Origin of the sequence: Methylobacterium sp. 37f, assembly GCF_023093475.1 — a bacterium.
Classification (GTDB): domain Bacteria; phylum Pseudomonadota; class Alphaproteobacteria; order Rhizobiales; family Beijerinckiaceae; genus Methylobacterium.
Genome location: NZ_JAGHKN010000010.1, coordinates 1 through 13354, shown reverse-complemented (window position 1 = coordinate 13354; position 13354 = coordinate 1). Strand labels below are relative to the sequence as shown.

Sequence of the window (13354 nt, the reverse complement as noted above, 5' to 3'; positions counted from 1 at the left end):
GCGTCGCCGAGCGGGGAAATGGTCGGAGCGAGAGGATTCGAACCTCCGACCCCTAGTCCCCCAGACTAGTGCGCTAACCGGGCTGCGCTACGCTCCGACGGCCCTTTCGGGCTGAGGGGTCTTTAGCTTTCCGGTCTGCGGGGCGCAACCCCTAACGTGAAGCCCGGGCGCGGTATCCGCGTCCGGGCTGTCGGGTCGTATCAGGCGTGGGAGGGCGCCGTGTGCGGATCGTGCTTGTCCGGCGTGGTGTTGTGCGGATCCTTCCCGCGCTTTTTCGCGATCCAGATCAGGAGCTTACGGATCACCACGTAGAAGACCGGGGTCAGGAAGAGGCCGAACACCGTGGCGCCGATCATGCCGAAGCACACGGCGGTTCCGAGCGCCTGACGCATCTCGGCGCCCGGGCCCGTGGCGATCACCAGCGGCACCGTGCCGAGGATGAAGGCGAAGGCGGTCATCAGGATCGGGCGCAGGCGCAGGCGGCAAGCTTCCACGGCGGCAGCCACCGGCCCCTTGCGCTCGGTTTCCTCGAGTTGGTGCGCGAACTCCACGATCAGGATGGCGTTCTTGGCGGCCAGACCGATCAGCACGATCAGACCGATCTGGGTGAGGATGTTGTTGTCCTGCCCTCGCAACTGCACCCCGAACAAAGCTGCGAGCACGCCTGTGGGTACCACCAGCAAGATCGCGAGAGGCAACGCCCAGGATTCATACTGTGCCGCGAGTACCAGGAACACCAGAAGAACACCGAGGGCGAAGACATAGATCGCCGTGTTGCCTGCGGCTTTCTGCTGATACGCGATTTCGGTCCAGTCATAGGAGTAGCCATCGGGCAGCGTGTCCTTGGCGATGGCCTCCATGGCGTCGAGCGCCTGACCGGTCGAGATGCCGGGCTTGGCCGTCCCCTGGACCGGGACCGAGTAGTACAGATTGAAGCGCTGGACGATCTGCGGACCCGTGATCTCCCGGATCGTGGCCAGCGTCCCCATGGGCACCAGGGCGCCGGTGGAGGAGCGGACCTTCAGCTGCTCGATGTCCTGCTTCGAGACGCGGAACTGCGCATCGCCCTGAACGCGAACCTGATAGATGCGGCCCAGCGTGTTGAAGTCGTTGACGTAGGCGCCTCCCAATGCCGTCTGCACGGTCGAGAAGACGTTGGACAGCGGTACGTTGAGCATTCGCGCCACGGTGCGATCGATATCGAGATAGAGCTGCGGAGTATCATTGCCGAAGGTGGTGAACACCCGCTGGACGTCGTTGCTCTGGTTTGCTTTGCCGAGGACTTCGCCGACGGCGCCGAGCAACGGACCGATGGCCGAACTCTGTCGGCTCTCGATCTGCATCTTGAAGCCGCCGCCCTGACCGAGGCCGCGCACCGGCGGAGGCGGGATGACGATGACGCGGGCCTCCTGGATGTCGGCGGTGGCCTTGATCACCTCGTTGGTGATCACCGCCGCGCTCCGTCCTTGCGTCGCGCGCTCCTTGGCGCCCGCCAGGGTGATGAACATCACGCCCGAGTTTGTCGTGTTGGTGAAGGTCGCGCCATCGAAGCCCGCGATGATGACGGTGTTGGTCACGCCTTCGATCTTGCGTGCCGCCGCCGCCGCCCGGTTCACCACAGCGGTGGTACGGTCGAGGGAGGCGCCCGAGGGCAACTGCACCACGCCGATGAGGTAACCCTGGTCCTGGTCGGGAATGAAGCCAGTGGGCGTGGTCTGAACGAGATGCAGGGTCGCGGCGATGACCCCTGCATAGACGATCATCATGGCGATCAACCCGATCGCGTAATTCGTCAGACCGTAGATGATCCGGCCATAGGTGTTGGAAAGCCAGTCGAAGCCTTTGTTGAACATGTCCGCCAGCCAGGCGACGAAGCGGAAGAGGAAGAACTTCGGCTTCGCGTGCTCGTGGTGGGGCTTCAGCAGAAGCTTACACAACGCGGGCGAGAGCGTCAGCGAGTTGAACATCGAGATGATGGTCGACGCCGCGATCGTCAGCGCGAACTGCTTGTAGAACTGGCCGGTAATACCGGGGATGAAGGCGGTGGGAATGAACACCGCCGACAGCACGAGCGCGATGGCGATGACCGCGCCGCCGACCTCATCCATCGTCTTGTGGGCGGCGTCGCCAGGCGACAAGCCTTCCGCCATGTTGCGCTCGACGTTCTCCACCACCACGATCGCGTCGTCGACGACGATGCCGATAGCAAGCACGAGGCCGAACAGGGTCAGATTGTTCAGCGAGAACCCGAAGGCCGACATGGCGGCGAAGGTGCCGACCAGTGAGACCGGAATGGCGATGACCGGGATCAGCGCCGTGCGCCAGCTCTGGAGGAACACCAGCACCACGATGACCACGAGCCCTACAGCCTCGAAGAGTGTCTTGTAGACCTCGTGGATCGACTCCTCGATGAACTCGGTCGGATTGTACGCGATGCGGTACTCAATATCCGGTGGGAAGTTCTTCTTGAGGCTGTCCATCACCTTGCGCACGGATGCCGCTGCATCCAACGCGTTGGTCCCGGGTCGCTGGAAAGCACCGATGCCGATGGCCGGCGTGTCGTTCAGGAACGAATTGGTCGTGTAGTCCTTCTGGCCCATCTCGACGCGCGCCACGTCCTTCACGCGAACGAGTCGACCATCGGAGGCCTTGACGATGACGTCGGCGAATTCCTCAGGGCTCTGGAAGCGGCCCTGAGACTGCACGATGAGCTGAAAGGCCTGGCCCGTGGCGGCCGGCGGCGAGTTCAGGGCGCCGGCTGCCACCTGCACGTTCTGCTCGGACAAGGATGTGATGACGTCCGAGGTGGTCAGGCCGTAGGCAGCGAGCTTGTTCGGGTCGAGCCAGACGCGCTCGGCGTACTCGTTGCCGCCGAAGATCGTGATGTCGCCGACGCCGTCGAGGCGAAGGAGTTCGTCGCGAATGTTCAGGTAGATGTAGTTGGCGAGGTAGTTCTGGTCGTAGGTCTTTTTCGGTGACAGCAGGTGTACCACCAGCATCAGGTCGGGCGACGCCTTGCGCACGGTGACGCCGAGGTTGCGTACGTCTGGCGGCAGACGCGGCTGAGCGACGGAGAGCCGATTCTGGACGAGGACGTTGGCGATATCGAGGTTGGTGCCGACCTTGAAGGTCACCGTCAGCAGCATGTTGCCGTCATTGGTCGACAGCGACGTCATGTAGAGCATGTTGTCGACGCCGTTGACCTCCTGCTCGATCGGCGTCGCGATGGTCGCCGCAACCGTCTCGGCATTGGCGCCCGGGAAGCTCGCGCGCACCGTCACCGTCGGCGGCACGATCTCCGGATACTGCGCCACCGGCAGGGCCAGGTAGGCGACGTAACCGAGGATCAGGAAGACGATCGACGTGACCGACGCGAAGATCGGCCGATCGACGAAGAAGTGGGCAAAACGCATCGCTTGAACCTCTCGCCGCAAGCGGACCGCACGCGCGGGTCCGAGGCGGCACCGTTTCTTCGTCCGCGGTCTGTTGGCCGCTCCCCGGCCGCGGACGGCCGGGGCCTATCGCATTGGGATGCGTATCAGGTCTTGCTCGGCGGCAGAGTTGACGCTTCAGCCGTGACTTTCGCGCCAGGACGAACGCGGCTCACGCCGTTTACCACCACGTTCTCGTCGCCCTTGAGGCCGTCGCGGATGACTCGGTAGCCATCGACTTTCGGACCGAGCTTGACCTCGCGCAGCGATACCGTGCCGTCATCGGCAACCACATAGACGATGCGCTTATCCTGGTTGGCTGAAACTGCCTCGTCGGGCAGCAAGATGCCCTGATAGGGCTTCGTTGCCGGCAGGGAGACCACGCCGAAAAGACCCGGCTTGATGAAGCCGTCCGGGTTCTCGACCGTAGCGCGCAGCAGGACCGTGCCTGTGGCATTGTCCACGCGGTTGTCCACGAAGTCGAGCGTGCCCTTGCGAGTCGGCTTCTCATCGCCCGTCAGCGCCACAAGGATCGGTACGCCCTTGCCCTTCTGCGTCTGGCCCATGCCGATACCGAGGCTACCCTGATATTTCAGGAACGAGCGCTCATCGACCGTGAAGCCAAAATAGATCGGATCGAGGGAGACAATCGTCGTCAGCTGGGTCTGATCAGTGATGACGATATTGCCTTCGGTGACCAGGCGCCGGCTGATGCGGCCCGAGATCGGTGCCTTCACCTCGGTGAAGTCGTAGTTGAGCTGGGCTTGGCGCAACTGCGCATCGGCGCTGTCGACATCGGCCTGCGCGGTCTGCGAGGCCTGACGGCGCTGATCGGTGACCTGTTCAGAGATGTTGCCGGATTTGCTCAGGGTCTGCGCACGGTCGAGGTCGGTCTGCGAGAAATTCAGGCGCGCTTTCGCCGAGACGAGTGCAGCCTGCGCCTGATCCAGCGCAGCCTTGTAGGGGCGACGGTCGATGACGAAGAGCAGGTCGCCCTTCTTGACCGTGGCACCGTCCGTGAAATTTACCTTATCGAGGTAACCAGTGACCCGGGCACGGACATCGACGATGTCCACCGGGTCGAAGCGGCCTGTATAGGTGTCGGTCTCGACGATCTCACGCACGACCGGCTTGGCGGTGGTGACCTTCGGCGGCGGCCCTCCCGGCGCCTGTGCCAGGGCTGGTCCGGCGCCGGTGGTCGCGACGAGGCCGAGGAGCGGAAGAAGTCGGAAGAGCGAGCGCATGCGCATATGGTTATTCCCTACGATGCGCCAGCTAGAGGTACGGCGCGTGGCATGTCGTGCGCTGCCACACATGATCAGCGGAATGCAGATGTTCGGCTGGACGATCTTTCGGCTCGAACTGATTCTGATCAGATCTCGATTGGCTCGCCTGAGCTGGCCCAATCCTTGAAACCGCCGGCATAATGTTCCTCGATGGACAGACCGGCTTGCTGCGCCGCGGACAGAGCGTGGACGGAGCGCACGCCCGACATGCAGGAAAAAACCGGACGCCGGCCGTCGCGTACGACCAAGTCAGCGATTTCTGCGGCGTCGAAAGTCGAGAGGGGATGCGTGATCGATCCAGGGATATGTCCCTGATCGAACTCGTGTTGTTCCCGTACATCGATCAACAGGAGCGATCGGTCGGCTAAGCCGGCCTTGATCGTATCCCGGTCCAAGCCGACAACCTTCATCCGTTCGGTCCCTGTCTGATGCCTGCCAGTGCCGGCGACCCCGGGTGACGCCTGTTCTTATTCGTCAGACGTCAGGACCGCAAACGACCCGCGCCAACACATCCTCGACCGTTGCGAAGTGATTTGTCCAGGTGGGCAGAGACCGGCCCGCCATCCGTTCGACCAAGGTACGACGCATTGCCGAATTCGGCTGCGCGAGGTTCTCCACGGTTTGTCTCCAGCCGAGACCATCGAGGGGATCCAGGAAGTGTGCAAATTCGCCGCCGATCTCGCGATGCACCGCAAGGTTCGACGCGACCACGGGAAGTCCACTGGCTGCCGCCTCCACGATGGGAAGCCCATACCCCTCGGCGAAGGACGGCATCAGCAGCGCCGTGCAAGAGCGCAGGAGTGCCGCGAGACCGTGGGTCGACAGGCCACTCACTTCGGTGACGCGCATCGCCATCGCGGGACAGCGCTCCAGCATGTCGATGATGTTCTCTGCTTCCCAACCCCGTCGGCCGACGAGCACCAAGCGTGGCGTGTTCGCGCCGTGGCGTTCGTGAAGGTCGCGCCAAAGATGCAGCAGCAAGAGATGATTCTTACGCGGCTCGATCGTGCCGCAGACGACGAAAGTCGGTCGATGGGGAATTCCGTAGGTCCCCTCTCCGAGGGGCTGGAACACTGGCTCAACGCCGAGCAGGGCCGTCGTGACGGACCGTTTTGGTAAGCCACGTGCCTCACAGTATCGGGAGAAGCGGTCACCGACATCCCGCGAATTGACCAGCACATGCGAGGCGTGGCGCGCGATGGTGTCCATCCGGATCCGGTGCCGCTCCGCTTCCCCCGGCCGACCGTATTCCGGGTAGTCGATCGGGATCAGGTCGTGGACGAAGAAGACCGCACGGATATCGCGGCGGTCGTAGAGCCAGTCGAAACGCTCGGGCTTGTCGAGGCGCAGGTGCGAGGTGTGCAGATAGATCGTGCCCTGGGGCAGTATGTCGGGTCCGCAAGCGGGCAACACGGTCGCTGCCGTTTCAGCCTGGATGCGGCGCCGTGTCGTGCTGCTCTGCCTGCGCGCCGTCTGCTTCGTACCAATTTCCGTCGGGCTGTCACTCAGCTCGGAAGCCAATCGGCGATAGATCGGGTCCTGGAGCGCATTGAGATCCTCGACCCAGCCCTCTGTCACCGCATCGACGATTCGGATCGCATCCTCCCTGTTGAGGACCTTCGGTCCGAGAAGGGTCGAGACCAACCCGAAGCGTTCACCGGCCTGCCCCAAAAAATGGCGTGCATAGGCCAGATCCACCCGGTCGATCCCGCTCGGGCTCGGGTGCCGCAGCCGCGTGATCAGGCGCGTCAGGTCGAAGGCAAGGCTCGGAACGGGTCGATGCGCGAGCGGCAAATTGGGAACAGGCATGATCCTCCGGTCGAGTTCAGGCGGACGGCCGTATGGCCACGGTCCGACTTTGGCCTATATGCCGATGCCTCAGCCTGAGGCTACCCGCGGCCTTTGCCGCCAACGAGAGCGACGGTCCCGTGTCTCCCGGATATCTGCCCTTCGCCGGCGCCCTCGATCTGCCAGCTTACACCTGCGACAATTGTGGATTTTGGCAGCGCCACTTCGAGAAGCCACCGGCTTGCCCGATGTGCCTCGACGCGCGCCACGTGGTGCCACAGAAAGGCTGGCAGTTCTGGAGTGAACGCGAGGCCCAGGACCGATTCCCCTGTCACTGGGAAGAACTCGAGGCTGGGATCTGGCGCTTTTGGAATGATCCCGTCTCCGGGATCGGTCCCAGCGCCTACCTGATCCAAACGCCAACCGGGAACATGGGCTTCGAGGCCTGTCCGGTCTTCAGCGAGGCGGCGCTCCAGCACATCGCTGCCCTCGGAGGAATGCAGGTGTTGTCCTCGTCCCATCCGCATGCGTACGGGGCGCTTGTGCAATTACAGGATCGCTTCGACCCCGAACTCTGCCTGCCTGCGGCGGATTTTGTCTGGAGTGCCGCCCTGCAAGTCTCCTGGCCCTACGATGATTTCCTGGAGCCCCTCCCCGGCCTAGAACTGCACCGGACCGCCGGCCATTTCGACGGCCATGCGATCCTCTTCGATCGAGCACGAAAAATCGTGTTCTGCGGCGACGCGCTGAAGTTCGAACTCGATCCGCACGATCTTCGTAAGGCGCTCACCATTTCCGCGCACAAGGCTTTCGTGCGCGGAGTGCCACTGACCACGAAAGAGTTACGACGCTATCGGGACGTTTTCGCGCAACTTGACTTCACCCAGACCTGGACACCTTTCGAACCGGCTGCGAATTGCGGCCGCGCCGAGGTCCTGGCTCTTCTGGACGGTATGTTGGCAACGCGTCCGCATGCCGCCCCCGTGCCGCTCGACAGCCTCACGCGTTGACGGCTCTTATCCTCGCGTCGCCGCCGTCTGGCCGAACATGACCTTCTTGGCATCCTCACTCAGCGCTTTACCGAAGTCAGGATTGATCTCTGGGGCCCGAGCGTAGGCAGCCTTGGTTGCCGGCCGCTCGGCGATGGCCTGGAACCAGCGCTTGAGATTCGGGAAATCTTCCAGGGACTGCCGCTGTTTCTCGTGCGGTACGATCCACGGATAACATGCCATGTCGGCGATGGTGTAATCCGCCCCGGTGACGAAGGAGCGGTCTGCAAGGCGCCGATCAAGGACGCCGTAAAGTCGGTTGGTTTCCTTGACGTATCGTTCGATGGCGTAGGGCACGGTCTCCGGCGCGTACTGGGTGAAGTGGTGGTTCTGACCGAGCATCGGTCCGAGACCACCCATTTGCCAGAATAGCCATTGCAGGACCTCTGCGCGGCTTGAAATATCACTGGCGATGAAGCGCTCGGTCTTTTCGGCCAAATAAAGCAAAATCGCGCCGGATTCAAAGAGCGAGATCGGTGGTCCGCCGCCGGTTGGCTCACGATCGACGATCGCCGGCATTCGGTTGTTTGGCGAAATATTCAGGAAGTCCGGCTTAAATTGATCACCTTTGCCTATATTCACGGGATGAAGAGTGTAGGAAAGGCCCGCTTCCTCAAGAAACATCGTCACTTTGTGGCCGTTCGGGGTCGGCCAGTAATACAGATCGATCATTGCGCTCTCCGTGGCAGGCGCGCGACGGGCGGGACCGATCGCGCCCGTCGGGGACGTGGTGTTCCCACAGCGTCAGGTCAAGCTTCTCGCATGGCAGCGGATACCGGCGCTCGGTCTATCCAATGCAATGTATTTGCAGAACGATAAATTCAGAGCTTTCATGCTTGCCTTACTTGTGATGCGAGGAGGAAGCAATGGTCAGCGCAATTTCGGCCAGCAGCGGCGGTCTTCTGGCGGCAACACAGCGCTACGCCACTGCGGCCGAGGGAATATCAACCTTCGGTACCAGCCTGCCGAGTGCAACCCAGGTCGATCTTTCGACAACGGCTGTTCAGCTCATTCAAGAACAAGCGAATATCGGTCTGAATACGGCAGTTCTAAAGTCGACTATCGATTCGGAACGCCAAGTTCTCGATATCCTGGCGTAACGAAGCGGAGACCATCGAAATTTTTCGAAGGATCGACGCCTATGGCAATCACCATTCCCATCACGCAAGTGGGTCTCATCCGAGCCACAGAGATCCTGCACGATGTCCGAAATACCGCGGCTCTCCGCCACGAGACCGAGCCGCGAACTGTTTCAGTTGTCGTTGAGCGGTTTCAGCAGAGCCTGGATCCGAGAGGTGACGATGAGGTGCCTGGGCAGAGTCGCCTTGTCGATGTGCGCGTCTGACCTTCGAGGCCAGTAGGTGGATTTCCGCGGTCTCGACGAAGAATCGTTAACGTCCGCCGCGTCTACTGCCTTTAGACACTAAGCCGGGAGACGTAGGGTGGAGCAGAATCGTCGGGCGGCCCGGCGCTCGGATGCTTTCCGTATCGGTTCGTTGGCACTGGACGTTGGTACCTCTGCAATTGACTGCCTTGTTTGGAATCAGTCGGAGACTGGTGCGCAGATTGAGGTCGAGTCACCTGCAGCCGTGCCGGATCAGTTCACCCTGATGATGTCCGCCTACGCCAAGCCGCGCCGCTGCCGCGTCGTTTGGCGCGATGGACGGAAACTCGGGATCACCTTCGTGATCTGAAGACGGGCGAAGGCTGACAACCGTCATTCGCTCAGGGTTTAAACGTCCAAGCCAGGCAGCAACCCAACGGAAAAATCGAGAACGACACGGATCCCACCAAGCCGAGAGTTGGTGGGATCCGTGTCGTTCTCGAATGGTGTAGGTCCAACTCCCACCGGCCAAGGCTGCTTGTTATGCTGCCTTGGAATCTTTCCCGCCCGCGGTATTCGCCTGTTGCATCATCTCACCAGAAACCCGACCCTTCGTGGCGATTTCACGCAGAGATTTGACCATCGCGTCGGTCTGGTCGCTGCTGCTCTGGTCGAAGCCGGTTCCGGTAGCCCAATCCTCGCCACGCCGCGCCATGAGCACGAAGGCTGCCACGCCACCAAAGAGGCTTCCCATCAAAGGAGCACAGATTAGTGCAGTCCAGATGCCTTGCGGCAGCAAGATCGCCATCGTCAACACGCTTCCACTGATGGCTGCCAGTAGGATCAAAATCATCGCTATGCCCTCGCTAGAGATTCCATAGCATGCGCCGACCTCTATTGGTCCTTCGATTGCGATTATCATGACCAGTGAGTTAAGGTGCGTTTTTCTGGTTATTGAATCCTGGCAGGAAACGGGCAGTCTTACCGAAGCATTCAGCAACATCTCGGGTCGGTACTCGGTCCCGCGGTTGCCCGCAGCATCAATCGCCAAAGGGGCATCATGCGGGGGACCGACGTTTTTCGTTTCCTCCAGGGAACGGGTCAGTTGGTGAGCCTCATCGCCGACATCCTGTTCGGCACCTGTTGCCATTTCCGTCTCGAAACCGTACGTCCCCTCTACGCGCAAGCGTGTCGGGGTGTAGCGCAGTCTGGTAGCGCATCTGGTTTGGGACCAGAGGGTCGTAGGTTCGAATCCTATCGCCCCGACCATTCGTTTGCCGCGGCTTTCCGGAGTTGGACCATCCGATGTCGAGCGCCCGCATTTATCAACCCGCGAAGGATCCGACGCAGTCCGGAACTGCGCGTGCGAAGGTTTGGGTGATCGAGTTCGATCAGACCTTGCCACGCGAAACGGACCCACTCATGGGCTGGACCGGCTCGTCAGATATGCTGCAACAGGTTCATCTCGAATTCGAAAGCAAGGAAGAGGCGGTAGCGTACGCAATCCGCTCAGGTCTCTCCTACCGGGTCGAGGAGCCGCAGAAACCGATTTTGCGTAAAGGATTGTCCTATTCGGACAACTTCAAGTTCAACAGAACGGCGCCCTGGACCCATTAAGACGAAGGGTTGCGCTCGTCAAAGCTGGATCAGAACCGTAACTGCCCCGAAGATCAGGACTGAGCCGACGGCCGCGGCGAGGAGGATCAAAGCGGCACGCGATTCGCGCAGATCGTTATTCATCATGGGAATAGACTATCTCGCCTCGTCGGCTTCGCCAACCTACCTTGGGCAAAACGCTGTCGCCCGAGTCGAAAAATCGCTTCTCGTTGTGTTAGTGGCATGAGCTTAGAAGAAGATCGGCCTTGCGGTGGCGTGATGCTCCACAAGGACTGTATCGTTGGCCGGATCGATTTCTTTCAGAACCGCATCGTAGCCCCAGAGATCGGCCAAGTGCTGCAGCACCCGCTTGGCATCGTCTTTTTGAAGCGTGATGCGGTTCAGAGCGCGGTGATGCACGATGAGGCGCCGATCGCCTTCGAGGTCGACGTCCACCACTTCGATGTCCGGATCTAGCCAAGCCACATCATATTGCCGGGCGAAGGAGCGACGCATCCTGCGGTAGCCGCGCTCGTCGTGGATCGCCTCGACGTAGAGCTCCGACTCGTCCGGATCGTCAACAACGTGGAATAGGCGCATGTCGCGCATGAGCTTAGGCGACAGGAACTGGGCGATGAAGCTCTCGTCGCGATAGTTCGCCCAGATGTCGCGCAGGGTCGCCATCGCGTCGCCCGTGCCGGCGATCTCTGGGAACCACTCTCGATCCTCCTCGGTCGGCTGCTCCACGATACGGGCGATGTCCTGCATCATGGCGAAGCCGATGGCGTAAGGATTATGGCCGTTATAGCCGCGCTCATTGTAGTTTGGCTGACGCACGACATTGGTGTGGGACTGCAGGAACTCAAGATAAGCTGCCTCCCCAATCAGACCTTTCTCGGAAAGGGAGTTCATGATCCGGTAATGGCAATAGGTGGCGCAGCCCTCATTCATCACTTTGGTCTGGCGCTGCGGATAGAAATATTGAGCCACGAGGCGCACGATGCGCAGAATCTCACGCTGCCAAGGGCGCAGTCGGGGCGCAGCCTTCTCGAGAAAGTAGAGGATGTTTTCCTGCGGGAGTTCGAGCAAGGCCTTGCGTCGCTCCGCTGCCGCATCCGGGCGCCCGGTAGACACCTTCTGCGGCAGGGTGCGCCAAAGGTCGTTGTAGATTTGCTCGCCGTGTTCAGCGCGCTCGCGCTCGCGGCGCTGCTCGGAAGCGAGATCAGGTCGCTTCTTTCGCGGGTAGCGGTGGACCCCCTGGCTCATCAGCGCATGAGCGGCATCAAGCACGGCTTCCACTGCCGCATGGCCGTAGCGCTCCTCGCAGCGCGAGATGAAACCCTTGGCGAAGTCGAGATAGTCGAGGATGCCTTCAGCATCGGTCCATTGCTTGAACAAGTAGTTGTTCTTGAAGAAGTGGTTATGGCCGAAGGCTGCGTGGGCGATGACCAGAGTCTGCATCGTCGCCGTGTTTTCCTCCATGATGTAGGAGATGCACGGGTCCGAGTTGATGACGATCTCGTAGGCAAGTCCCATCATCCCACGCCGGTAGCCGGCTTCGTGCTGGGCGAAGTGCTTGCCGAACGACCAGTGCTTGTAGAACAGCGGCATGCCGATCGACGCGTAGGCGTCGAGCATCTGCTCGGCAGTGATGATCTCGATCTGGTTCGGATACCAGGACAAGCCGAGGTCCCTCGCCTCGGCTTCGCAGGCGTCATGGATGCGCCGAATCGTGTCGAAGTCCCAATCGTTCCCGGTGAAGAGCGGCTCCTGCCCGCCGGAGATATTCTGGGGCGTGGGGCGGATAATGCTGCCGACCATGCGATGTACGCCTTCCTGGAGGGTGACTGTCCCGCGCGGCCAGTGTGGCGATACGCGGGCGCCTAAGCCTCGGCTTCCGCCCGGGTGTCCTTGCGCCCGAACAGTTCGCGGAACACCGGGTAGATGTCGCGGCGGTGATTGACCTTGCGCATGGCGATGGGCGCGCCCGTCTTCGCCAAGCCCTCGTAGGTGCGCCACAGGGTGGTGCGGTGCTCGACGAAGCCGGCCCGAGGGCCGTTCTCGTCGCCGACCTCCAGGTAGGCAAAGTGCTGGCAGGCCGGCAGGATATGGGCGCGCAGGAGTTCGGTCGAGGTCGGGCCGTCGCTGGAGACGTTGTCGCCGTCGGAGGCCTGCGCGGCGTAGATGTTCCAGTCGTTCGGGTCGTAGCGCTCGGCGATGACGCGCTTCATCTCGACCAGCGCCGAGGACACCAGGGTTCCGCCGGTTTCGCGCGATCCGAAGAATGTTTCCTCGTCCACCTCGGTCGCCTTGTCGGTGTGGCGGATGAAAACGATCTCCACGTGCCGGTAGCGCCGGGTCAGAAAGATATGAAGCAGGATGTAAAACCGCTTGGCCAAGTCCTTCATATGCTCGGTCATCGAACCCGACACATCCATAAGGCAGAACATCACTGCCTGCGCCACCGGGCGGGGATACGGCTCGAAGCGGCGATAGCGGAGGTCGAGTGGATCGACGTAAGGAATGCGCTTCGTACGCTCCTTCAGAGCAGATAGAGCCAGCAACATGTCAGGCAGGTCGGGATCGCTTGACGGCGCGGCGACAATCCGCGCTTCGAGGGCCGCGATCTCGTCGGGCTTCGGCCGCTTCAGGGCGATGCGGCGCGACATCGAGTTACGGAGGGTGCGTGTCAGCGCGAGGTTGGCGGGGGAGCCCGAGGTTGTGTAGCCAGCGCGTCGCAGCCCTTCCGTCTCCACCACCGAGAGGCGGCGCTTGGCCAGATCCGGCAGTTCGAGGTCCTCAAGGAAGAGTTCGAGGAACTCGTCTCGGGTGAGCACGAAGCGGAAGGCATCCTCGCTGTTCTCGGAGCCCTCCCCGCCC

12 protein-coding genes and 2 tRNA genes are annotated in these 13354 nt (G+C 61.6%); 5 read left to right on the top strand and 9 right to left on the bottom strand.

The window, feature by feature from the left end; translation table 11 throughout:
- Nucleotides 1-19: 19 nt before the first annotated feature.
- The 5 genes from J7U37_RS08865 to J7U37_RS08845 form a co-directional block, all read right to left on the bottom strand.
- Nucleotides 20-97: transfer RNA gene (locus tag J7U37_RS08865), tRNA-Pro, on the bottom strand.
- Nucleotides 98-200: 103 nt separating this feature from the next.
- Nucleotides 201-3413, bottom strand: a complete 3213-nt coding sequence (locus J7U37_RS08860) for a multidrug efflux RND transporter permease subunit (protein ID WP_056184181.1) — start codon at nt 3411-3413, stop codon at nt 201-203.
- Between the two features lie 125 nt (nt 3414-3538).
- Nucleotides 3539-4675: an efflux RND transporter periplasmic adaptor subunit gene (locus J7U37_RS08855; RefSeq protein ID WP_200935840.1), complete on the bottom strand. Its 1137-nt coding sequence runs from the start codon at nt 4673-4675 to the stop codon at nt 3539-3541.
- Between the two features lie 128 nt (nt 4676-4803).
- Nucleotides 4804-5127, bottom strand: coding sequence for a rhodanese-like domain-containing protein (locus J7U37_RS08850; protein WP_056184185.1), 324 nt, complete (start codon nt 5125-5127; stop codon nt 4804-4806).
- Between the two features lie 64 nt (nt 5128-5191).
- Nucleotides 5192-6526 carry a glycosyltransferase family 1 protein gene (locus tag J7U37_RS08845; protein WP_247635484.1) on the bottom strand — a complete coding sequence of 445 codons (1335 nt, stop codon included), beginning with the start codon at nt 6524-6526 and terminating at the stop codon, nt 5192-5194.
- Between the two features lie 119 nt (nt 6527-6645).
- On the opposite strand from J7U37_RS08845, the gene J7U37_RS08840 reads away from it, so the two are divergent.
- On the top strand, nt 6646-7515 hold the full coding sequence (locus tag J7U37_RS08840; RefSeq protein ID WP_247635483.1) for an MBL fold metallo-hydrolase: 870 nt from the start codon (nt 6646-6648) through the stop codon (nt 7513-7515).
- Between the two features lie 6 nt (nt 7516-7521).
- Here J7U37_RS08840 and J7U37_RS08835 read toward each other — a convergent pair whose 3' ends face one another.
- Nucleotides 7522-8226, bottom strand: a complete 705-nt coding sequence (locus J7U37_RS08835; RefSeq protein ID WP_247635482.1) for a glutathione binding-like protein — start codon at nt 8224-8226, stop codon at nt 7522-7524.
- Between the two features lie 194 nt (nt 8227-8420).
- Here J7U37_RS08835 and J7U37_RS08830 point away from each other — a divergent pair, with 194 nt between their 5' ends.
- Together J7U37_RS08830 and J7U37_RS08825 are read left to right on the top strand one after the other, a co-directional pair.
- Nucleotides 8421-8654, top strand: a complete 234-nt coding sequence (locus J7U37_RS08830) for a hypothetical protein (protein ID WP_082507858.1) — start codon at nt 8421-8423, stop codon at nt 8652-8654.
- 342 nt (nt 8655-8996) lie between these two features.
- The gene (locus J7U37_RS08825; RefSeq protein WP_247635481.1) at nt 8997-9248 is read left to right on the top strand and encodes a PilZ domain-containing protein; all 252 of its coding nucleotides are present in this window, start codon (nt 8997-8999) and stop codon (nt 9246-9248) included.
- Between the two features lie 171 nt (nt 9249-9419).
- Here the strand turns inward: J7U37_RS08825 and J7U37_RS08820 are convergent, their stop codons facing one another.
- Nucleotides 9420-10028 (bottom strand): hypothetical protein, encoded by a 609-nt coding sequence (locus J7U37_RS08820; protein WP_247635480.1) that lies wholly within the window; start codon nt 10026-10028, stop codon nt 9420-9422.
- A 42-nt stretch (nt 10029-10070) separates the two neighbouring features.
- Between J7U37_RS08820 and J7U37_RS08815 the strand changes: the two genes are divergently transcribed.
- Together J7U37_RS08815 and J7U37_RS08810 are read left to right on the top strand one after the other, a co-directional pair.
- Nucleotides 10071-10147, top strand: a tRNA-Pro gene (locus J7U37_RS08815).
- A gap of 36 nt (nt 10148-10183) precedes the next feature.
- The gene (locus J7U37_RS08810) at nt 10184-10495 is read left to right on the top strand and encodes an ETC complex I subunit (RefSeq protein ID WP_247635479.1); all 312 of its coding nucleotides are present in this window, start codon (nt 10184-10186) and stop codon (nt 10493-10495) included.
- A gap of 228 nt (nt 10496-10723) precedes the next feature.
- Here J7U37_RS08810 and J7U37_RS08805 read toward each other — a convergent pair whose 3' ends face one another.
- Both J7U37_RS08805 and J7U37_RS08800 read right to left on the bottom strand, forming a co-directional pair.
- Nucleotides 10724-12295 (bottom strand): SpoVR family protein, encoded by a 1572-nt coding sequence (locus tag J7U37_RS08805; protein ID WP_247635478.1) that lies wholly within the window; start codon nt 12293-12295, stop codon nt 10724-10726.
- Nucleotides 12296-12357: 62 nt separating this feature from the next.
- The coding region (locus J7U37_RS08800; RefSeq protein ID WP_247635477.1) for a YeaH/YhbH family protein at nt 12358-13354 on the bottom strand (997 nt) is incomplete at its 5' end.